This window comes from Neobacillus sp. Soil_C_43 (genome assembly GCF_057656715.1).
In genome coordinates this window covers 216,078-236,076 of the sequence record NZ_JBDGJV010000001.1, presented here as the reverse complement: position 1 = coordinate 236,076, position 19,999 = coordinate 216,078, and the positions used below count along the sequence as shown (strand labels likewise).

22 protein-coding genes are annotated in these 19,999 nt (G+C 37.6%); 20 read left to right on the top strand and 2 right to left on the bottom strand.

The features are described 5' to 3' along the window. Positions 1-18 precede the first annotated feature (18 nt). The 12 genes from AC3A54_RS01200 to AC3A54_RS01145 all read left to right on the top strand — a co-directional run bounded on the left by AC3A54_RS01200 (position 19) and on the right by AC3A54_RS01145 (position 12,064). Positions 19-669 carry an HD domain-containing protein gene (locus AC3A54_RS01200; RefSeq protein WP_487653475.1) on the top strand — a complete coding sequence of 217 codons (651 nt, stop codon included), beginning with the start codon at positions 19-21 and terminating at the stop codon, positions 667-669. Next, positions 666-2,555 carry an ABC-F family ATP-binding cassette domain-containing protein gene (locus tag AC3A54_RS01195; RefSeq protein ID WP_487653091.1) on the top strand — a complete coding sequence of 630 codons (1,890 nt, stop codon included), beginning with the start codon at positions 666-668 and terminating at the stop codon, positions 2,553-2,555. The genes AC3A54_RS01200 and AC3A54_RS01195 overlap by 4 nt, the downstream gene beginning before the upstream one ends. Before the next feature lie 10 nt (positions 2,556-2,565). After that, positions 2,566-3,699 (top strand): conserved virulence factor C family protein, encoded by a 1,134-nt coding sequence (locus AC3A54_RS01190; protein WP_487653474.1) that lies wholly within the window; start codon positions 2,566-2,568, stop codon positions 3,697-3,699. 72 nt (positions 3,700-3,771) lie between these two features. Further along, entirely contained in the window at positions 3,772-4,206 is a 435-nt protein-coding gene (locus AC3A54_RS01185; protein ID WP_335545805.1) for a BrxA/BrxB family bacilliredoxin, read from the top strand. Between the two features lie 242 nt (positions 4,207-4,448). Next, positions 4,449-5,222: a class I SAM-dependent methyltransferase gene (locus AC3A54_RS01180; protein WP_487653090.1), complete on the top strand. Its 774-nt coding sequence runs from the start codon at positions 4,449-4,451 to the stop codon at positions 5,220-5,222. Between the two features lie 158 nt (positions 5,223-5,380). After that, positions 5,381-5,971 carry a YpjP family protein gene (locus tag AC3A54_RS01175; protein WP_487653089.1) on the top strand — a complete coding sequence of 197 codons (591 nt, stop codon included), beginning with the start codon at positions 5,381-5,383 and terminating at the stop codon, positions 5,969-5,971. 103 nt (positions 5,972-6,074) lie between these two features. Further along, positions 6,075-6,656 carry a TerD family protein gene (locus AC3A54_RS01170; protein WP_335544991.1) on the top strand — a complete coding sequence of 194 codons (582 nt, stop codon included), beginning with the start codon at positions 6,075-6,077 and terminating at the stop codon, positions 6,654-6,656. 141 nt (positions 6,657-6,797) lie between these two features. Beyond that, positions 6,798-7,568 (top strand): TerC family protein, encoded by a 771-nt coding sequence (locus tag AC3A54_RS01165; RefSeq protein WP_335544992.1) that lies wholly within the window; start codon positions 6,798-6,800, stop codon positions 7,566-7,568. An 81-nt stretch (positions 7,569-7,649) separates the two neighbouring features. Then, on the top strand, positions 7,650-8,837 hold the full coding sequence (locus tag AC3A54_RS01160; RefSeq protein WP_487653088.1) for an HpcH/HpaI aldolase/citrate lyase family protein: 1,188 nt from the start codon (positions 7,650-7,652) through the stop codon (positions 8,835-8,837). Then, on the top strand, positions 8,788-10,134 hold the full coding sequence (locus AC3A54_RS01155) for a phosphoribosyltransferase family protein (protein ID WP_487653087.1): 1,347 nt from the start codon (positions 8,788-8,790) through the stop codon (positions 10,132-10,134). Before AC3A54_RS01160 ends, AC3A54_RS01155 begins: the two co-directional genes overlap by 50 nt. Positions 10,135-10,145: 11 nt before the next feature. After that, entirely contained in the window at positions 10,146-11,267 is a 1,122-nt protein-coding gene (locus tag AC3A54_RS01150; RefSeq protein WP_487653086.1) for a cysteine protease StiP family protein, read from the top strand. Continuing rightward, positions 11,264-12,064, top strand: a complete 801-nt coding sequence (locus AC3A54_RS01145) for an HAD family hydrolase (RefSeq protein ID WP_487653085.1) — start codon at positions 11,264-11,266, stop codon at positions 12,062-12,064. Before AC3A54_RS01150 ends, AC3A54_RS01145 begins: the two co-directional genes overlap by 4 nt. On the opposite strand, the gene AC3A54_RS01140 is transcribed toward AC3A54_RS01145, so the two are convergent. Continuing rightward, on the bottom strand, positions 12,061-12,306 hold the full coding sequence (locus tag AC3A54_RS01140) for a hypothetical protein (RefSeq protein ID WP_335544997.1): 246 nt from the start codon (positions 12,304-12,306) through the stop codon (positions 12,061-12,063). The two genes, AC3A54_RS01145 and AC3A54_RS01140, sit on opposite strands and share 4 nt — an antisense overlap. A gap of 267 nt (positions 12,307-12,573) precedes the next feature. On the opposite strand from AC3A54_RS01140, the gene AC3A54_RS01135 reads away from it, so the two are divergent. The 6 genes from AC3A54_RS01135 (at position 12,574) to AC3A54_RS01110 (ending at position 18,018) form a co-directional block, all read left to right on the top strand. Continuing rightward, on the top strand, positions 12,574-14,211 hold the full coding sequence (locus tag AC3A54_RS01135; protein ID WP_487653084.1) for a YceG family protein: 1,638 nt from the start codon (positions 12,574-12,576) through the stop codon (positions 14,209-14,211). Positions 14,212-14,244: 33 nt separating this feature from the next. Then, on the top strand, positions 14,245-15,318 hold the full coding sequence (locus AC3A54_RS01130; RefSeq protein ID WP_487653473.1) for a toxic anion resistance protein: 1,074 nt from the start codon (positions 14,245-14,247) through the stop codon (positions 15,316-15,318). 47 nt (positions 15,319-15,365) lie between these two features. Beyond that, the gene (locus tag AC3A54_RS01125) at positions 15,366-15,977 is read left to right on the top strand and encodes a TerD family protein (protein WP_487653083.1); all 612 of its coding nucleotides are present in this window, start codon (positions 15,366-15,368) and stop codon (positions 15,975-15,977) included. A gap of 32 nt (positions 15,978-16,009) precedes the next feature. Beyond that, positions 16,010-16,588 carry a TerD family protein gene (locus AC3A54_RS01120; protein ID WP_308083468.1) on the top strand — a complete coding sequence of 193 codons (579 nt, stop codon included), beginning with the start codon at positions 16,010-16,012 and terminating at the stop codon, positions 16,586-16,588. Between the two features lie 150 nt (positions 16,589-16,738). After that, positions 16,739-17,533, top strand: coding sequence for a thymidylate synthase (locus AC3A54_RS01115; RefSeq protein ID WP_335545000.1), 795 nt, complete (start codon positions 16,739-16,741; stop codon positions 17,531-17,533). After that, the gene (locus AC3A54_RS01110; protein WP_487653082.1) at positions 17,530-18,018 is read left to right on the top strand and encodes a dihydrofolate reductase; all 489 of its coding nucleotides are present in this window, start codon (positions 17,530-17,532) and stop codon (positions 18,016-18,018) included. Before AC3A54_RS01115 ends, AC3A54_RS01110 begins: the two co-directional genes overlap by 4 nt. A gap of 266 nt (positions 18,019-18,284) precedes the next feature. Here AC3A54_RS01110 and AC3A54_RS01105 read toward each other — a convergent pair whose 3' ends face one another. Further along, positions 18,285-18,524: a hypothetical protein gene (locus AC3A54_RS01105; RefSeq protein ID WP_335545002.1), complete on the bottom strand. Its 240-nt coding sequence runs from the start codon at positions 18,522-18,524 to the stop codon at positions 18,285-18,287. A gap of 313 nt (positions 18,525-18,837) precedes the next feature. On the opposite strand from AC3A54_RS01105, the gene AC3A54_RS01100 reads away from it, so the two are divergent. Beyond that, on the top strand, positions 18,838-19,032 hold the full coding sequence (locus tag AC3A54_RS01100) for a twin-arginine translocase TatA/TatE family subunit (protein ID WP_066256906.1): 195 nt from the start codon (positions 18,838-18,840) through the stop codon (positions 19,030-19,032). Positions 19,033-19,157: 125 nt separating this feature from the next. Then, complete coding sequence (gene tatC, locus AC3A54_RS01095) at positions 19,158-19,895, top strand: twin-arginine translocase subunit TatC (RefSeq protein WP_487653081.1); 738 nt, start codon at positions 19,158-19,160, stop codon at positions 19,893-19,895. Positions 19,896-19,999: the final 104 nt, after the last annotated feature.

Sequence of the window (19,999 nt, the reverse complement as noted above, 5' to 3'; positions counted from 1 at the left end):
GGGTGAAAGTAGGTGCACATAGTGAAAAATCAAATCATTGAGAAGACAGAGGCGTTTGTTCGTAATGAACTAGGTGAAGATGTGACTGGGCATGATTGGTATCATGTTGACCGTGTTCGAAAGAATGCTTTACATATATGCAAGGAAGAAAAGCAAGGAGATCCATTTATTATTGAAATGGCCGCTCTGCTACATGATATCCCGGATGAAAAACTAAATGAAAGTATCGAAAAAGGGAGAGCCAAACTGGATTCTTTTCTTCAATCAATTACACTTTCTAGTGAAGAACAATCGCATATCCTCCAAATAATCCATTCTATTTCATATAAAGGCGGCAGTAAAACAGATCTTGAGTCTGTTGAAGCTAAAATAGTCCAGGATGCTGACCGGTTAGATGCTATTGGAGCAATCGGAATTGCAAGAGCGTTTGCATATGGCGGTAAAAAAGAACAGCAAATATACGACCCGAAAATTCAAGTAAGGGAAAAAATGAGCCTAGAAGAATATCGAAAAGGGAAATCAACTAGCATCCATCATTTTTACGAGAAGCTGCTAAAATTAAAAAATTTATTAAATACGGATGCAGCAAAAAGCATGGCTGAGAGTCGTCACCACATAATGGGTCTATTTTTAGAACAATTTTTCCAAGAATGGGAGGGACAAGTATGAAAATGCTCACTGTAGAGAATGTTTCGAAAACGTATGGCGAGAAACAACTCTTTAACAATATATCATTTACAATCAGTGAAAAAGAGCGGGTTGGTTTAATCGGAATAAATGGAACCGGGAAATCCTCCTTACTAAGTATTATCGCTGGTTTGGATCAGGCGGATGAGGGGAAAATTATCGCTGGGAAAGATTATTCTATTTCGTTCTTAAATCAACAGCCAGACTTGGATGCTAGTAAAACAGTACTTGAGCAAGTTTTTCATGGCGAAGCACCAATATTAAAGCTCATGCGTGAATATGAAAAAACTTTGTTGTTACTTGACACAGCTCCAAACGACACGTCTATACAAGAAGAGCTTTTTCAATTACATAAACAAATGGATGCATTAAATGCATGGGATGCGAGTACGAATGCCAAGTCAATCTTAATGAAATTAGGAATTGAAGATTTCACAAAGAAAATTGGCGAGCTTTCTGGCGGACAAAAAAAGCGGGTTTCCTTAGCGCAAGTATTAATTGAAGAGCCAGATTTACTAATATTAGATGAACCAACAAACCATCTCGATTTTGATTCTGTCAAATGGCTGGAAGATTATTTAAGGAGATATAGCGGATCCATCCTCTTGGTTACACATGATCGTTACTTTTTAGATCGTGTGGCTAATAGAATGTTTGAATTGGATGGTGGAAATCTTTATAGCTATAAGGGCAACTATGCAGCCTTTTTAGAAGCGAAGGCCATACGTGAAGAGAATGAAGCGGCAACTTTTGAAAAAAGAAAGAATCTTTTCAGACGTGAGCTTGAATGGATGAGACGTGGTGCAAAAGCAAGAACAACCAAGCAAAAGGCTCGAATTCAACGTTTTGAAGATCTTGATGATAAGCTTTCAAGTGGAAAATCGACAGGCGAGAAGCTTGATATTTCTTTACATGGAAGCAGGCTTGGTAAACAGGTTTTTGAACTAAAGAACGCATCTAAGAGATATACGGATAAAACAATCTTGAGTCACTTTGATATACTAGTAAAACCGGGTGACAGGATTGGGATTATTGGACGAAATGGTACGGGTAAATCAACACTATTAAATATACTTGCAAAAAAAATTCCGCTTGATGATGGAGAATTCATCATGGGGCAAACCGTGAAAATCGCTTACTATACACAAGAAAGCGAAGATATGGATGAAAATAAGCGGATGATTGAATACATTAAGGAAACGGCCGAAATTGTTGAAACATCGGATGGAAAGACTATTTCTGCTGCTCAAATGCTGGAACGTTTTCTATTCCCGCCATATTCTCATGGAACACCTATTCGAAAGCTATCAGGTGGAGAAAAACGACGACTGTATTTATTGAAGCTTTTAATGACAGCACCAAATGTTCTTATGCTAGATGAACCGACAAATGATTTGGATACACAAACATTAACCGTTTTAGAAGATTATCTTGATGAATTTCCAGGAGTGGTTATTACAGTCTCCCATGATCGTTACTTCCTGGATAAGGTGGTTGAACAGCTTCTTGTGTTACGAGGTGAAGGGATTATTGATTCTTTCTACGGGAATTATACAGATTACCTTGAAAAAGAAACTACTTTAGAAGTCCAAAAAACGAATACTGGACTAACCCAGCCTGTTAAAACTCCAGAAAAAGAAAAAAAGAAGAACATGACCTATATGGAGAAAAAGGAATTGGGAGAAATAGATGAAGTAATCGCAAAAACCGAATCACACTTAGAAAAAGTAGCTGAGCTAATGGCGAATATTGGTAGTGATTTTACAAAAGCACAGGAATTAATGAAGCAGGAAGCAGAATTAAACGAAAAGCTTGAGCAATTAATTGAGCGCTGGTCGTACCTCTCAGAGCTTGCCGAAAAAGAATGAGGTGATTGTGTTGAAAATTAAGGCGATTGAACCAACGCCAAGTCCAAATACAATGAAGATAATTTTATATCAAGAACTCCCAATGGGAAAAAGTCATAACTATAAAAAAGAAAACGCAACTGATGCACCAATCATCATACAGGATATCTTACACATTGAGGGCATTAAGGGCGTCTATCATGTGGCAGATTTTCTTGCTGTTGAAAGAAACGCGAAATACGATTGGAAGGAATTATTGCCAAAGGTCCGATTTGCCTTTGGTGAACTGGATGTAGAGGCGGCAGATACGAGAAAAGTGGATGAACACTTTGGTGAAATAAAGGTTGAAATTCAACTATTTAAAGATATTCCGTTGCAAGTGAAGCTTTCAGATGGTAACACTGAGCGTAGATTCGGGATGCCGGAATACTTCTTAAAAGCAAGAGAACAAGCCCAGCTTCCTGAAGATAATTATATTCTCCTTAGAAAATGGAGGAATGAAGGAGTCCGCTATGGGGACTTTGAGCAAATTGGACAGGATGTGGTAGAAGAATTAATTGCATCCTATCCAATGGAACGACTTGAAGAACTAGTCGAAAAAGCACAGGCAAATGAACCAAGCTTAGAACAAAAGACTAGACCTATCCGAATGAAAGTAACAGCTGAGGATTTAAATCATCCTGATTGGCAGATCCGTTACAAGGCTCTAGAACAAATGGAGGATCCTGAGTTGCAGGATTTACCAATACTCGAAAAAGCTATATTAGATGAGAAACCATCTATTCGAAGACTTGCTACTGTATACCTTGGTATGATTAAAGAAAAGAAAGTTTTACCTCTCCTATATAAGGCACTTAAAGACAAGACTGTAACAGTCAGACGAACAGCAGGCGATTGTTTATCTGATTTAGGCTTCCAAGAAGCACAAGAAGAGATGATGAAAGCACTGAAGGACCAAAGTAAATTAGTTCGTTGGCGGGCTGCAATGTTTTTATTTGAGGTTGGAGATGAAAAGGCACTAGCTGCATTAAAGGCTGCTGAGAATGATCAGGAATTTGAAGTGAGTATGCAAATTAAAATGGCCATCGAACGTATTGAGGGTGGGGAAGAAGCAAGAGGTTCTGTTTGGAAGCAAATGACAGAGGCGAGAAAAAACGAGGAATAATAGGATTAAATTGCAAACTCTTGATTAAGTATTGTATTCTAATAGGGATAAAGGGAAACGGAGTGATCAATTTTGTCAAATGCATATGAAGAATATATGAAACAAATGGTTTTACCAATGCGCCAAGAGTTGACTAGAGCAGGGTTCGAAGAGCTACAATCAGCAGAAGAAGTTGAGGAATTCATGGAAAATGCAAATGGTACGACACTTGTAGTGGTGAATTCAGTATGTGGTTGTGCGGCTGGTTTAGCGCGCCCTGCAGCAACTCAAGCTGTATTAAATAGTGAAAAAAAACCTGACCATTTAGTTACTGTTTTTGCTGGACAGGATAAAGAAGCTACTGCAAGAATGCGTGAGTTCTTTGAGGGGATTGAGCCATCTTCACCATCAATGGCTCTGTTAAAGGATAACAAGGTAGTTCATTTTATTCCAAGACATGATATTGAAGGTATGCCAATGGAAATGGTTATGCAAAATGTAATGAGTGCACTAGAGGCACATTGCTAAGGAGGATGTCATTCGACGTCCTTTTCTTTTTGGCTGTGTTAAAGAACAGTGTTGATTTTATACCCTGTTGATTGGAGCGGAAGGCGCGAAGACTCCTGTGGGAGTACGGTTCAGGGGAGACCCCGCAGGCGTGAGCGTCGAGGAGGCTCGCCGAAACGCCCACGGAAAGCGAAGCGGCTGGAGCGGAAATCAACAGACAAGTTTAACAAAGCCTTTTTTTAAGGGGTAAGTAGGATGATGACATGTTTATAACTACTGCAGGAAGAACCAATCAGCAAATGATTGAAAATGCTATTCATACAGCAAAAACTTTAGAAGTACCCTATGTGCCAAGAAGAAAGAAATCCATTTCACTTTTACAGGAAGAATGGGACAGTGGATGTCTTGTGGTAGGAAAGGAAAGAATTGAACTATTTGAAAAAGGGAGCACGCAGCCCTTCTTCTTCCATCCTAATTCTGCAATGTTCAGGATTAAGCGGTTGTTACAAGGGGATCACGATCCTTTTGCAGATATTGCTCAGCTTTCAAAAGGAATGACCGTTTTGGATTGCACACTTGGACTTTCATCAGATGCGATTGTAGCAAGCTTCCTCGTTGGGGAAGAAGGGAAGGTAATTGGAATAGAAGGGCAAAAATATTTGGCTTTCATTGTTCAGAAGGGGCTCCAAACATGGGATTCTAGTTTGGAAAGTATGAATGGGGCAATGGAAAGAATTGAAGTCGTTCATTCTTCTTCACTTGATTATTTGAAGAATCAGCCAAATGAATCTGTAGATTGTGTTTATTTTGATCCAATGTTTGAGGAAAGTGTCCTTGAGTCGGATGGAATAAAGGCTTTAGGTCAATTTGCAGTATACGACGATTTAACAGAAGAATTGTTACAGGAAGCAAATAGGGTAGCCAAAACTCGAATAATTTTAAAGGACCATTATAAAAGTACTCGATTTGAAAAGTACGGTTTTCAAGTAGTTAGGAGAAAAACGTCTAAATTTCACTTTGGTGTGATTGATAAATAAAGAACTGAAAGCTCTTCGCTTCAGTTCTTTATTTATTACAATATAAAAAATATTAAACTGGTTTTTTCCATTTTTCTAAAAAAAGAAGTATAATATTTTTTAAGATATTAAAAATTCTAGTAAATATAAACTTCAATAGAATAAGGTGTGAACTAGTGATGAACAAGTGGCTTCGTAAACCGTTATTTGTATTAATTTCTATTTTAACCTTTGGTCTTGTTACACCAACACAACTAATGAATTCTGTATATGCGGAGAACTTCAAAGATATAGATGCTTTTGAAGCGACGGCAGATAGAAATATTACTCGGCAAAATGGATTTTATGAAGAATTAGAGTTTAACCGGGAAGAGTTTATGGAACAATTAATAAAGCAGGCAGAAATTCAGTCTTACCAAAAGTTTGGAACAAAAATTAAGCCTGTAATAGAAGATGAATTTCGCGAAGTTATTTTGCCTAATATTGAATTGGCCATTGCACAAACGGCTGACCAATTCCCAGAAGAGGATTTGAAGACCCTTACCATTTCTGAACAGCCAGGTTCTGGTCTTTCAGAAAAAATATTTAATATTAAAAGCCGCTTAACAGGGGAAGATATTTTACGTTTCCATGTTAGACGTGACAATCCACCACAAGCAGGATACTGGTTTAATTTTCATTATCATACTATTTATGACGGCTATCAAAGCCATCATGAATTAGGAACAATCTATTGGGCTAAAAACACACCTCCTAAGTGGATGAGTTAGGTTAGCAATTGCGATTGAGAACAAAAAATTTTTTTATAATAAATGAAACCTTTTTATGAGAAACTCGTAAATAGACTATTACCTAAAATGGAGGAATGAAAAAATGGCAGTAAGTTTATCAAAAGGTCAAAAAGTTGATTTAACAAAAACAAATCCAGGATTAACGAATGTTGTAGTTGGACTTGGTTGGGACACTAATAAATATGACGGCGGAAATGACTTTGACTTGGATTCATCTGTTTTCCTTTTAGGAGAAAATGGAAAAGTAACCAATGAAACTGATTTTGTTTTTTACAATAATCCGCAAGGAGCAAACGGAGCCGTTGTACATACTGGTGACAATCGCACAGGTGCTGGTGATGGTGATGACGAACAGGTGAAAATTAATCTAACAACAGTTCCAGCAAACGTTCAGCGTATTGCGTTTACAATTACGATCCATGAAGCTGACAGCAGAAACCAAAATTTTGGTCAGGTTTCTAACTCCTATGCACGAATTTTTAATGAAGCAACAGGAGAAGAATTAATTCGCTATGATTTAGGGGAAGATTTCTCAATTGAAACTGCAATTGTTGTTGGCGAGTTGTATCGTCATAACGGTGAATGGAAATTTAGTGCAATCGGCAGTGGTTATCAAGGTGGATTAGCAGCGCTTGCAACTGACTTTGGTTTATCTGTAGGTTAATAATTTGAATGGAGAAGACCCAGGTGTACATGGGTCTTTTTACAAAATGTATACTTTATTTAAATACTGAGCTAAAGCGCCTGAGACTTCCTTATAATCCAAGGGCGCTTATGCTTTTCTACTCTAGGAGGAATTTTTTTAATGTCTGTTTTAAATCATATCTTAGATACATATTCTCAATTTTTTAATTGGAGTATGTGGGCAGAAGTATTAACAAATCCTGTAAGCTGGGGCTTGATTGGTACACTGGTTATTCTAGAAGGCTTACTATCAGCTGATAACGCGCTTGTTCTAGCAGTAATGGTTAAGCACCTGCCACCTGAAAAACGAAAGAAAGCTCTATTCTATGGATTATTAGGTGCCTATGCTTTCCGCTTCATTGCAATCGGAATTGGTGTATTCCTAATTAAGCTTTGGTGGGTAAAAATATTGGGAGCAGGCTATCTTGCATGGTTATCAATCAAGTACTTTATTGATAAACGAAAAGGTTCCGGAGGGGACGATGAAGAGGCTGAGGGCTTAAATCAAAGTGGTGTGCTTATTCGCCTATTCGGTACTTTCTGGGGAACAGTTGTAGCGGTTGAATTAATGGATATTGCCTTCTCTGTGGACAGTGTTCTAGCTGCCTTTGGTGTAAGTGAACAGGTTTGGGTATTACTAGTTGGAGGTATGCTTGGCGTATTAATGATGCGAGGAGTTGCAGGTGTATTCTTAACCTTGATAGACCGTGTACCTGAGCTTGAAACGACAGCATATATCTTAATTTTAATTATTGCCTTAAAGATGCTTCTAGCTGTATTCCATATAGATATGGGACATTTAACGTTCTTTATAATCTTATTAGTGACATTTGGAGCTACATTTGTCGTTCACTTTATGAATAAAAAGAAAGAAGAAAGTAAAGGCAATTAATTAATTTTATAATAATATTAAAAGGGGAGCTGACGAAAGTCTGTTTCCTTTATTTTTTACCTTATAACGAGGAGAAATAAAATGAATTTTTTTACCTATTTCTACGAGGAGGAGCTTAATCGTTTCTTCTATAAAAGACCTCAAACCTTTAATAAATACACTAATCGTGAGCTGTTGTCATATGGATTAGGAGCAACCCTTTACATGCCGGCAACACGCCCAAACATCCATCAAGAGATTCTTTCAAAAAAGCATGAGGGATTAACCTCGCTTGTTATTGATCTTGAAGATGCAGTGGGGGATAACGAGGTTGATAGAGCTGAAATGCTTCTTATGACGGAGTTGCTTAAACTATATGGAGAATTGAATAAAGGATTTTTAAGTTTTGTAGACTTACCGTTGATGTTTATCAGGGTTCGTAATATTGAGCAATTTAGGAGAGTAAATGAACAATTAGGAGAAGCGACCAAGCTTCTTACAGGGGTCGTTTTACCAAAGTTCACTGCAGAACGTAGTGAAGAATTATTAACTGAGGTCCTAAAAATTCATTCAAACGAGCACCCCTTTTATGCAATGCCAATCCTAGAGACAGCAACAGTCATCCAAAAGGAAACAAGAATGGAAGAATTAATGAATATTAAGCACCTACTCGACCGGTATAAGGAAAATATTCTGAATGTTCGAATAGGGGCGACTGACTTCTGTGGGTTATATGGGATTAGAAGAAGTGCTGACACAACCGTATATGATATTGCTGTATTAAGAGATTGCATTTCAGATATAATAAATGTTTTTCAGAGATTTGATTGCCCATATGTTGTATCAGGGCCGGTATGGGAATACTTTTCAGCTAAAAAAAGAATGTTAAAGCCACAGCTAAGGCAAACCCCTTTCCGTGAACGATATGGTGATGAAGGGCTGAAGTGGAGAGCCCAATTAATAGATGAGAATACAGATGGTTTCATTCGGGAAGTCCTTATGGATATCGCAAACGGTTTGACAGGAAAGACGATTATCCATCCCTCACATATTAAAATAGTTCAAGCTCTTAATGTAGTTTCCTATGAGGAATATATGGATGCGAAAAATATAATTGAAGCAGCAACGGGAGATATTGGAGTGTTTAAAAGTGACTTTTCTAATAAAATGAACGAGATAAAGCCTCACTATTACTGGGCAAAAAAAATGATCTTAAAATCACAGCTTTACGGGGTGTTACATGAAGAATTCACAACCATTGACCTTATCAAAAAAGAAGTATACGTTTAATATCCTTGATGCGATTGAAACGGAAGTAGAAATAGAAAAAAATATGTACAATTTACCGATTGATGAGCTTTTTACCATGGCTGCGAGAATCAACAAAAAGCGCTCGTTCCTATTCGTAAGCAAAGTATTAGGCAAACATTTACCCATTCTACCATATAAGGGTATGCTGACGGCCGCTTTATTAGCTGTTAGATACATGGAATCGGTCAAAGGGTTACATTGTGGGGAAAAAGAAGAGCTAGTGTCCTTATTTATAAATGAAGGAGAAACATACAACCATCTTCCGTTTGTGCCAAATTCGATTCAACCTGTCGTAATTGGGTTTGCAGAAACGGCAACTGCACTCGGTCATGCTTTCTTTGATTGTTTCTATACAGCTGAATTCTTTCATACAACAAGAGAGGAAATGCGGGAGGAAAATCCAAACGTCACTTTTGAGGAAGAACATTCACATGCAACCTCCCACCGGTGCTACATTCCAATTAATATGATTAATAACCAACGGGAAATTATTCTTGTAGACGATGAAATAACAACTGGGAAAACAGCATTAAATATCATCCAGTCTATTCATGCAAATTACCCAAGAGAAGAATATACAGTTGTTTCCATATTGGATTGGCGTTCACAAGAAAATAAAAATAGATTTAAACAGCTTGAGAACGAACTGGGTATAAAGATTCACGTGGTAAGTCTAGTAGCTGGCCATGTACAAATTAAGCAGCATAAAGAAATTATTAGTCAAACTCCTGGAAATAATGGGAATAATAAGGCGGAGCAGTCAGTCGAATTTCTGCAATTGTCTTCTTTGTTTACCCCAGTCCCCTCTTCCTCTAAGACGATTGGGAATAAGGCACCATATATCCAAGAAACGGGTCGTTTTGGTCTCCGTAGTTATGAAAACTCTTTTCATGAAAAAATATCAGAGGCAGCTTGTTACTTAGAGCAAAAAAGGACAGGTGAAAAAACGCTTTGTTTAGGTACAGGAGAGTTTATGTATCTTCCTATGCTGCTTGCTTCTAAGATGGGAAAGGGTGTGTATTATCACTCCACCACTAGAAGTCCAATACATGTAGAAAACAAAATGGGATACGGGGCTCAGTTCGGTTTGACATTTCCCAATCCAGAAGATTTAACAGTTACAAATTTTGTTTATAACATTCCACCAGATTATTATGATGAAATATTTATTTTTTTTGAGAGAGAAGTAGAGTTAGAGAATCTCCAGCCCTTACTAACCGAACTTAAACGTATAGGGGCGCCATCAATAAAGATCGTCTTTTTTTCTAAAAGTTAGAGGTGAAAGAAATGCAAAAAACAGTCAATAAGCCTGCAAAAATGGGGACATACCATGAAGATGATGTGCTTTTCTTACTTAAAGATTTAAGTGAAATAAAGCTTGAGGACTCAACAGCAAACCGGGAACTGATGGTTCAATCAGGGATGCATTATAGCGAATCATTACCTATCGAGTACCAGCCTCCAGAAGAATATGTTGATTTATTCTGGAAAACATTGATGGAATACAAACAAAAAGTGGCTTTGTGTGTAGGGATTGTGGCGGAACAAATCTACCAAATAAAAGAGAATAAGACTGTTCTCGTTTCTTTAGCACGAGCCGGAACTCCAGTAGGAATATTGATTAAGAGATATCTTAAATTCCGATACAATGTATCTTTGCCCCATTATAGTATCTCTATTATCAGAGATCGGGGAATCGATGAAAAAGCCCTTCAGTATATTATCAGCGAGCATCCAGATGGTGCCATTCAATTTGTTGACGGCTGGACAGGAAAAGGGGCCATTTCGATTGAATTAACAAAGGCCTGTCAGGAATTTGAACGAAAATACGGGACAAAGCTTGATGATACACTTGCTGTTATTGCAGATCCAGGCTACTGTACAACTCTATTTGGTACGAGGGAGGATTTCTTGATTCCGAGTGCATGTTTAAATTCAACTGTTTCCGGTCTTGTTAGTAGGACTGTACTAAATAAAACATACATTGGAACAGACGATTTTCACGGAGCTAAATTTTACAGGGATTTGCTTCCGGCTGATGTTTCAAATGAATTTATCCATCTAATCTCTACTGAGTTTTCTACGATTTGGGAGGAAGCGGCCGATATTTCATCGCAGAAGAAACACGAAAAAATAGAAACGGGATTTCTAGGGATGCAGGATGTAATGAAAATCCAAGCAGAATTTGCCATTGAGAACGCACATTATATAAAACCTGGAGTAGGAGAAACAACGAGGGTTCTTCTGCGAAGGGTTCCATGGAAAATTCTCATGCGTGATCCTTCAAGCCCATTTGTTAAACACATTCTCATGCTTGCCGAGGAAAAAGGGGTTGAGGTCGTGGAATATCCTGAGTTACGTTATTTATGCTGCGGCATAATTAAGTCAGTGAAGGAGAATAAAAAATGATAGTTGCTTCTGACCTTGACCGAACCATCATTTATTCAAAAAGAGCAATGGCTGATCTAGAAGAACAACCAGAAGGGCAATTGAAGCTGGTAGAAATAAAAGATGGTGAACAGGTTGCCTTTATGACAGAAGCAGCCTTATTTGCCCTTGAAATGATTTCTCAGAAAAGCTTGTTTATTCCAGTTACAACGAGGACAACAGACCAGTTTAACAGATTATCTATTTTTAAAAACAAGATTGAATTCAAATATGCGATAACTACTAATGGGGCTGTTATTTTAGAACATGGAAAGCCTATAGAGGGATGGACAGAGTATGTGAAAAATAGATTGAGAATGGAATCCGCTTTAGAAGAGGAACTACTGTCTATTTTTCAAAGAGAGGGTATCCGTTTTGATGGGATAAAAAAGCAGGCAGGGAAGCTTTTTTTCTATTTTATTTTAAATAGCCTTCCATCAACAGTCGAATTGCAATTAATCAATGATTTAGTCGGAAAGGTTGGCTGGAGAATTTCACTACAGGGGAGAAAACTATATTTTATTCCGCTGGCAATTAGTAAAGGAAGTGCACTTGAATATCTCTGTCAAACTGAAGGAACCAAAGCAATAGCAGGTGCAGGGGACTCCATTTTAGATTGGGATTTTCTACAGAAATGTCAATATCGGTTCGTTCCCAACCATGGTGAGCTTGCTAAGGCGACAGATACGAGTGATCTTATTTTTACTAAAAGTCGTGGGGTATGTGCGGGTGAAGAAATTCTCCAACAGGTTTTAGAACTGTTGCCTCTTAAAGTTTAATTCTTTTTCATTAACCTATTAAAAACAAAAAAGTATAGGCAGGCAAATAGACTGTAAAAAGCAAAAAAGAAAAGAATGGACATAACAAGTGAATGCATAACGGGGAAAAGAAGCAGGGTAAAGATGATACTGAAAACAAATAAGTCCAAGTAAATAAATAAATCAGATACCATTACTTCCATTACCGTATTTAATTCCTCTTGCAATTGCTCCATCCTTGGACGTTTATAGAGAAATCTCATTCGAGTCACCTACTTTAGTATGAGTACTCAAATAGTATGTAAGGACAAGAAAAAAGGTGAAAAATGAAGAGATTACTTAAATAACGAAACATTTTTGAGACACATTCGTATTAACAAATGAACCAATTAAATAACTGTGATATGATGGTAAGGAACCTTACATAATTTTCTATTATTATGCAGAAGTGCTAAAGTGCTGAAGCAGGACAAAGTATATAAATCTTCTTTGGAAAATAAGCTTTCGCTTCTAGAGGGAAGGGATTATGAATGTATCCACCATTAAATCAATTGAACGTCCGTCCTATATCCCTAACGTATGAAAATTGGTTTGATCTGTTAAAAAAAACCTTACCAGAACGGCCCCTTTTTTCATTACAAAATGGAACCATCCAGATCGGGCAAGTATTAGGTAAATTTCTAGGGATTCCAATTGACACGGATGAATACTACAACCAGTTATTTAATTATGTAAACTCGGAAGAATGGGGGTTACGGTTATTAAGTGAGGATTCACTTGATAAAACAATAAATAACACGTATTTTCAGTCCATTCAAAAAGTGATTAATATTAATCAGGAGCAAAAATTGTCAATTAACCGCTTTGCAGCCTTTCTTGATGGAGAACAACTTTTGTTAAAGTCAAAAGTACCGGTCATTCACCGGAAATTAAGGGAAGCGATGATTGCCACACTTGAATTGTACGCTACCCTTGAGAAGGATGGGCTTAAGAATCACGAACTAAGGCGAGTTCTCGTTGATGTGGTGAAGTGGTCAATCAATCATTTACAGTCAGAATTAGACCATGCGGATCCTGAGAGGGCCATGCCCAAATATCTGTGGTATGGCAAGTTTAAGAAAAGTCACCAATATTTTTTATATTATTTAATAAAGCTTGGCTGTGATATCGTCGTTTTTGATCCTGAGGGTAAAGATATACTAGCAGGTTACGTTTCAGAACCCGTCTTCACTCATCACTATCCAAATAGACTTCCTGCCGAGACCTTTCCTAAGGAAAGAAGGAACAGGAAATCAACGGTTGCTTATCGGGCCTCAAAAGAGATTGAGACGATTTTAAACCAAGAAGGATCCGGACTTTATAAACCATGGCAGTTAAGGGAATACACCCCATCTTCCATTACGTTAAAAACTACATATGATGAGCTATTTATCCTTTGTAAAGAGATAGCAATGATCCGTCCAGATTTTAAGGTAGGTGAAGGACAAGTTAAGATTCCCTCTATTTTTGCAAAAGTCCAGGGTGTTAGTAAGAATCGCAAAGAATATTGGGACCGCCTTCAATCTCTTAGTCAGTTGGAGCACAGTTACCTCATTCGACAACTGCCATTTACGATGCAGAGTACCAGTGATTTTCGCTTCCATTACCGGAATGCCCTTGGGAAGGATGGCTTGCTAGAACCTGAAAAAATGATGCAGGCACACTATTGGCCCTATTCATTCTTAGCATCTGGATTACAAAAGGGAATCGCTCATGCAATTAGGAAAATCTGTGAGAAACCAGGTTTAAAGCTTTTGCCGATGGAAAGTTTAGAAGATGTGAAAATGTATTTGTTTACTCAGGCTCAATTTATGCCAAAAAAGATCATTCAATTGCTTGAGAGATTTGATTATTCCCAGCAGGTTCCTAAATTGATTATCTTTAATAATGAATTATCCGGCATGCTTTCAAGGTCGGATACAGCATTGCTTCTGCTCTTAAATCAATTTGGGATAGATATCATCCTTTATAATCCACCAGGCCATAATGACATTGAAAATTATATCGATGAACGATTATTCGATAAACACTGGCTTGATGAAATGGTCTTTGATTTGGAATATAAAGAGCCTTCTGTTTTTAAAAAGGGGCTTTTTCAAGGAATACTAAAAAACTTAAGGGGAGATTAAGTAGTGACTTTACCTTCAAATCAATCTAGCGGCATGATGCCAGTAAGCGATAATGACAAACTATCAGAAACAAAAGCTTCTGATATCAAGCTAGCACTCCGTAAAGAACCAGAAGTTCAAAATTTAGTCCGTTCGATTGATGAGCGAGACCAAATTCAAGTTTTGGAATTTGGGAAAGAACCAGCCGTGCAAATTTCTCGCTTTTCCGATCAGATTCTCAGCAATATGCGGACAACAAAAGTAGAAGATTCTGGGGAACTTCTGAAACAACTTGGACGCATCATGGATAAATTTGATGCTAAGGACTTTCAAAAGACATCTGGTGGTATTTTCGGAAAGCTATTTAAAAAGGGCGAAAAAATGGTAGAAAAGCTTTTTGGAAAATACCAGACGATGGGCTCTGAAATCGACAAGATTTATATCGAAATCTCCAAATACCAGCATGAGATGGTTGATTCAACCAATATGCTTGAACAAATGTATGAGCAAAACTACCAATACTATTTGACACTTGAAAAGTACATTGTTGCGGGTGAAATGAAAGTAGAGGAGCTGAAGAACATTCAGCTACCACAGCTAGAATCACGGGTTGCATCAGGAGATCAATTGGCATCCATGCAGTTAGATACATTAAAAAATGCCATCGAGCTACTAGAACAGAGAATATATGACCTAGAAATGGCGAAAATGGTGTCGCTACAGACAGCACCACAAATACGATTATTGCAAAGAGGGAATACAAAGCTGATAGGAAAAATTAATTCAGCGTTTGTGACGACGATCCCTATTTTTAAAAATGGATTAATTCAAGCAGTTGCAGCGAAGCGTCAGAAGCTTGTTGCTGATTCTATGAGTGAGCTTGACCGCAGAACCAATGAAATGCTGCTTAAAAATGCTCAGAATATTTCACAACAGAGCACTGATATTGCAAGGTTAGCAGGCGCTCCAAGCATTAAAATTGAAACAATTGAAGAGTCTTGGAATATCATCATCAAGGGTATGCAGGAAACAAAGGCGATTGAAGAAGAAAATAAACGGTTGCGTGTGGAAGGTACAAAACGCTTAGAACAGTTACAGGAAAATTTTAAGAGATTGAAACAATCATAATTATTTTTATTGTGATAATTTAAAAAATCTAATTTGAGGTGAATGACATGGCTATTAACTTACAAAAAGGGCAGCGAGTGGATTTAACGAAAGGAAATCCAGGACTTACTAAAATTCTGGTAGGATTAGGTTGGGATCCAGTTCAAAGCGGAGGGGGAGGCGGCTTGTTTGGCGGTTTATTCGGCGGCGGCAGTGCTCCAAATGTTGACTGTGATGCGTCAGTTATTATGCTTGGTTCGAATGATAAGCTTCAGAATAATAAAGATGTTATCTATTTTGGTAATTTACGAAGCAATGACGGAAGTGTTCAACACTCCGGGGACAACCTAACTGGGGACGGAGACGGTGATGACGAGCAGGTAATGATTGACCTAAGTAGAGTGCCGTCAAATATACAGAAACTCGTATTCGTTGTTAATATTTATGACTGTGTGAAAAGAAAACAGCATTTTGGAATGATTCAAAATGCATTCATTAGGGTAGTAAATCCATCTAATAACCAGGAACTGATCCATTATAATCTAACTGACAATTACAGTGGATTAACATGTCTTGTGACAGGTGAACTATACCGACATGGAAATGAATGGAAGTTCGCTGCGATTGGCAGTGGTACTAATGCAGCTAGCCTTAGTGAAGTGGTTCGTTCTTATAGTTAATTTGTTATTATTGTCAAAATGAGGTGATACGTTTGGGAATTAATTTATCAAAAGGACAAAGAATCGACTTAACGAAAACAAATCCCGGATTAACGAAGGTCATCATCGGTCTTGGCTGGGATACAAATCGCTATCATGGCGGAAATGATTTTGATCTTGATGCATCGGCATTTTTAGCAGATGCCAACAGCAGGGTGACGGAAGATCTGGACTTTATTTTTTACAATAACTTGGTGCATACCTCAGGTGCCGTTGAACATACTGGCGACAACCGCACGGGTGAGGGTGACGGGGATGATGAGCAAATTAAGATTGATTTTAGTAAGGTTCCATCCCATATTAGTCGGATTGCCATTACTGTAACCATCCATGATGCTGAAGCGAGAAACCAGAATTTTGGCCAAGTCAGTAATGCCTTTGCTCGGGTAGTCGACGAAGAAACAAATCGTGAAATTCTAAGATTTGACCTGGGTGAAGACTTTTCTGTTGAAACTGCTGTTGTGATTTGTGAGCTTTATCGTCACAATGGTGATTGGAAATTCAATGCAGTAGGTAGTGGTTTTGCAGGAGGCTTGGCTGCCCTCTGTAGAAACTTTGGATTAGAAGTATAAATATAAAAACTAGAGGCGGGCATTGTGCAAGCCTCTTTTCTTTGGAATGCACCGAAAACATTTCTATTTAATGACCAACTTCATTAAACTTCCGGAAAATTTTTATGTTAAAATGAAAAAATATGAATGTCAGGAAGGGGAGTGTACGAAGTGAAGCAATATTTAGAGTTATGTGAGCATGTATTAAAGAATGGTACCGTTAAAGGGGACCGAACGGGGACTGGAACGGTTAGTACGTTTGGGTATCAAATGAGATTTAATTTAGAGGACGGATTTCCACTAGTAACTACAAAAAAACTACATCTAAAATCTATTATTTATGAATTGCTATGGTTTTTAAAAGGCGATACCAATGTTCGTTACCTTCAGGAAAATGGGGTACGAATATGGAATGAATGGGCAGATGAATTTGGGGAGCTAGGACCTGTATATGGACACCAATGGAGGTCATGGACAGGCGCAGACGGAAAAACAGTGGATCAGATTAGTGAGCTAATCCATCAGATAAAAACAAATCCAAACTCAAGAAGACTATTGGTCAATGCCTGGAATGTCGCAGAAATTGACCATATGGCATTACCTCCGTGTCATTGTATGTTCCAATTTTATGTTGCTGATGGAAAGTTATCCTGTCAGTTATACCAACGCTCAGCGGATGTATTTCTTGGAGTTCCATTCAATATTGCTTCCTACGCACTTTTAACATATATGATTGCTCAAGTGTGTGATTTAAAGCCTGGTGAATTTATTCATACCTTTGGAGATGTTCATATTTATCAAAATCATCTAGAACAAATCAAGCTCCAATTAGGAAGAGAGCCAAAGAGGCTGCCAACTCTGAAAATCAATCCTAATGTAAAGGATATTTTTTCTTTTGAATTTGAAGATTTTACTTTAGAGGGATATGAAGCTCACCCACACATCAAAGGGGTTGTCAGTGTATGATTTCTTTTATCGTTGCAATGGACGAAAATAGAACGATTGGAAGAGAAAATCAGTTACCCTGGCATTTACCGGAAGACTTAAAATTTTTTAAGAAGGTGACGATGGGTCACCCAATTGCAATGGGGAGAAAAACGCACGAGAGTATAGGTCGTGTCCTACCAGGCAGGGAGAATATTGTAATTACCCGTCAGGAAGGCTACCAAAGCGCAGGCTGTACGATGTTTTACTCGGTTGAGGAGTTTGTGAACTATTGCCGAGATGTGGACGATGAAATATTTGTCATTGGAGGAGCGGAAATTTTCCGTGAGGCATTTCCCTATGTTGACTGCTTGTATCTAACGCTAATACATGAGACATTTGAAGGAGATACATACTTTCCTCCATTTGACCTAAGTCAGTGGGAGCTTACATCCTGCGAAAAAGGGCCAAAAAACGAAAAAAACCCATATGATTATGAATTTAGAATCTATAAAAGGAAGATTTAGATAAATAAGAGCATCCAAGGCTTCAATAATAAAGGCTGTGTTAAGGAACAGTGTTGAATTGTCTACCCTGTTGATTGGAGCGGAAGGCGCGAAGACTCCTGTGGGAGTACGGTTCAGGGGAGACCCCGCAGGCGCAAGCGCCGAGGAGGCTCGCCGAAACGCCCACGGAAAGCGAAGTGCCTGGAGCGTAAATCAACAGACAAGTTTAACAAAGCCATAATAAAAAATAAGCATCAGCAATTTTTGCTGGTGCTTTCTTTTCTCTATTAAAAATAGGAACCATTCACTTCGTAATCGGTTAATTTCGCAAGCATACCTCTAAATTCATGTGGATGGCAAAACTCTTCTTCATGAAAGTGCTTTTTCACCCAAGCAATTAACTCATTTGAGCTATTAAAATATTCCCCACTTCGATCACTTTTTCGAATGGTGTATCTGCCATTGTCATCATCAATAGTTACCTCAACAGGGAGAGCTCCATCAAAACTGCATAGTGAAAATTCCATCCTCATCACATCCATTCCTTATAATTTCCTTTAGTATATGTCCTTATGGTTCAAATTATATGCAAAAAAAGTATAGTTGTCAAAATATTTTAAAAATTCTATCATAAAAATGGTCATTGACTTAAATAGAGGTAATTGTTAAATTGTCTATAGTGTTATAAAACAAAGTTGGAAATGCTAAAAATCACTCTGCTGTTAGTTTTACACGATTTTGTGAATTTACTATGAATTTTGTTGGATATTTAACGCAAATTGGTTTTTCAATACTATAATCATAGTAGAAATATACAACACTTGAAGGGGATGTAAATCCATGTTTTCAAATATCGGAGTACCCGGACTAATTTTGATTTTAACTCTTGCTCTAATCATTTTTGGACCAAAGAAGCTTCCAGAAATTGGACGTGCGTTTGGGCAAACATTAAAGGAATTTAAAAAGTCGACACGTGAACTTACAGACGATGTAATGAAGGATATTGACGAAGAAAAGAAAAACTTGACAAAATAAGGTGTAAGATTTCTTGTCTTGCACCTTTTCTTCTCGGAATTTTAACTATAAAAACATGAAAAAGCTTGTAAATAAAATGCAGAACAAGAAACATTTTCAACCTTTGAAATTGGTAGGGGAAGTACATGGAAGATAAAGAATTAAATTTAGTTGACCACTTGGAAGAACTACGTAAGCGGATTATTATTTGCGCACTCGCTTTTATCGCCTTTTTTGCCATAGGTTTTATTTATGTGGATGATATTTATAAATGGTTCGTTCGCGACCTTGAAGTGAAATTAATGGTACTTGGACCAAGTGACATTATTTGGATTTATTTTATGTTAGCGACTGTTGTAGCAGTTGCTGGGACGATACCGGTTCTAGCATTGCAAATCTGGTTGTTTGTAAAACCAGCTTTAAGACCAGTAGAAAGAAGAATCACTCTTTCATACGTACCAGCCTTATTCTTTTTATTTTTAATTGGTCTTTCATTTGGGTATTTTGTTATTTTTCCAATGGTTCTTAAATTCTTAGTGAATATTGGCGGTGATATGTTTGTAACCAATTTCACGGCGGATCGCTATTTTAGTTTTATTATGAATATGACATTACCATTTGGGGTGTTGTTTGAACTCCCGGTTGTTGTAATGTTTTTAACCTCACTTGGAATTATTAATCCGTTTGTATTGGCAAAGATACGGAAGTATGCCTACTTTGTTCTTATTATTATAGCTGTGGTAATTACACCTCCTGACTTTATGTCCGATTTTGTTGTAACCCTGCCACTGTTAATGCTTTATGAAATTAGTATTAACCTTTCTAAATTTGTTTACCGAAAACGGTTAAAGAAACAAAAGGAAGATGAATTAATAGAAGCATAGGAATATGTAAAGACCTTAAGGGATCAATTCTCTTAAGGTCTTTTTTTATTGGATGTATTTTCCATTATTTTCAACTTATTAAAAGAAAATATTGTAAAAATGCA

What these genes read in the sequence shown, in the direction of transcription:
- AC3A54_RS01125 (WP_487653083.1), top strand. Translation starts at nt 15,366, where the DNA reads ATGGCTATTAACTTACAAAAAGGGCAGCGAGTGGATTTAACGAAAGGA.
- AC3A54_RS01145 (WP_487653085.1), top strand. Translation starts at nt 11,264, where the DNA reads ATGATAGTTGCTTCTGACCTTGACCGAACCATCATTTATTCAAAAAGA.
- AC3A54_RS01110 (WP_487653082.1), top strand. Translation starts at nt 17,530, where the DNA reads ATGATTTCTTTTATCGTTGCAATGGACGAAAATAGAACGATTGGAAGA.
- AC3A54_RS01130 (WP_487653473.1), top strand. Translation starts at nt 14,245, where the DNA reads ATGATGCCAGTAAGCGATAATGACAAACTATCAGAAACAAAAGCTTCT.
- AC3A54_RS01100 (WP_066256906.1), top strand. Translation starts at nt 18,838, where the DNA reads ATGTTTTCAAATATCGGAGTACCCGGACTAATTTTGATTTTAACTCTT.
- AC3A54_RS01175 (WP_487653089.1), top strand. Translation starts at nt 5,381, where the DNA reads ATGAACAAGTGGCTTCGTAAACCGTTATTTGTATTAATTTCTATTTTA.
- AC3A54_RS01135 (WP_487653084.1), top strand. Translation starts at nt 12,574, where the DNA reads ATGTATCCACCATTAAATCAATTGAACGTCCGTCCTATATCCCTAACG.
- AC3A54_RS01155 (WP_487653087.1), top strand. Translation starts at nt 8,788, where the DNA reads ATGAAGAATTCACAACCATTGACCTTATCAAAAAAGAAGTATACGTTT.
- AC3A54_RS01160 (WP_487653088.1), top strand. Translation starts at nt 7,650, where the DNA reads ATGAATTTTTTTACCTATTTCTACGAGGAGGAGCTTAATCGTTTCTTC.
- tatC (WP_487653081.1), top strand. Translation starts at nt 19,158, where the DNA reads ATGGAAGATAAAGAATTAAATTTAGTTGACCACTTGGAAGAACTACGT.
- AC3A54_RS01180 (WP_487653090.1), top strand. Translation starts at nt 4,449, where the DNA reads ATGTTTATAACTACTGCAGGAAGAACCAATCAGCAAATGATTGAAAAT.
- AC3A54_RS01140 (WP_335544997.1), bottom strand. Translation starts at nt 12,306, where the DNA reads ATGAGATTTCTCTATAAACGTCCAAGGATGGAGCAATTGCAAGAGGAA.
- AC3A54_RS01170 (WP_335544991.1), top strand. Translation starts at nt 6,075, where the DNA reads ATGGCAGTAAGTTTATCAAAAGGTCAAAAAGTTGATTTAACAAAAACA.
- AC3A54_RS01150 (WP_487653086.1), top strand. Translation starts at nt 10,146, where the DNA reads ATGCAAAAAACAGTCAATAAGCCTGCAAAAATGGGGACATACCATGAA.
- AC3A54_RS01195 (WP_487653091.1), top strand. Translation starts at nt 666, where the DNA reads ATGAAAATGCTCACTGTAGAGAATGTTTCGAAAACGTATGGCGAGAAA.
- AC3A54_RS01105 (WP_335545002.1), bottom strand. Translation starts at nt 18,524, where the DNA reads ATGGAATTTTCACTATGCAGTTTTGATGGAGCTCTCCCTGTTGAGGTA.
- AC3A54_RS01165 (WP_335544992.1), top strand. Translation starts at nt 6,798, where the DNA reads ATGTCTGTTTTAAATCATATCTTAGATACATATTCTCAATTTTTTAAT.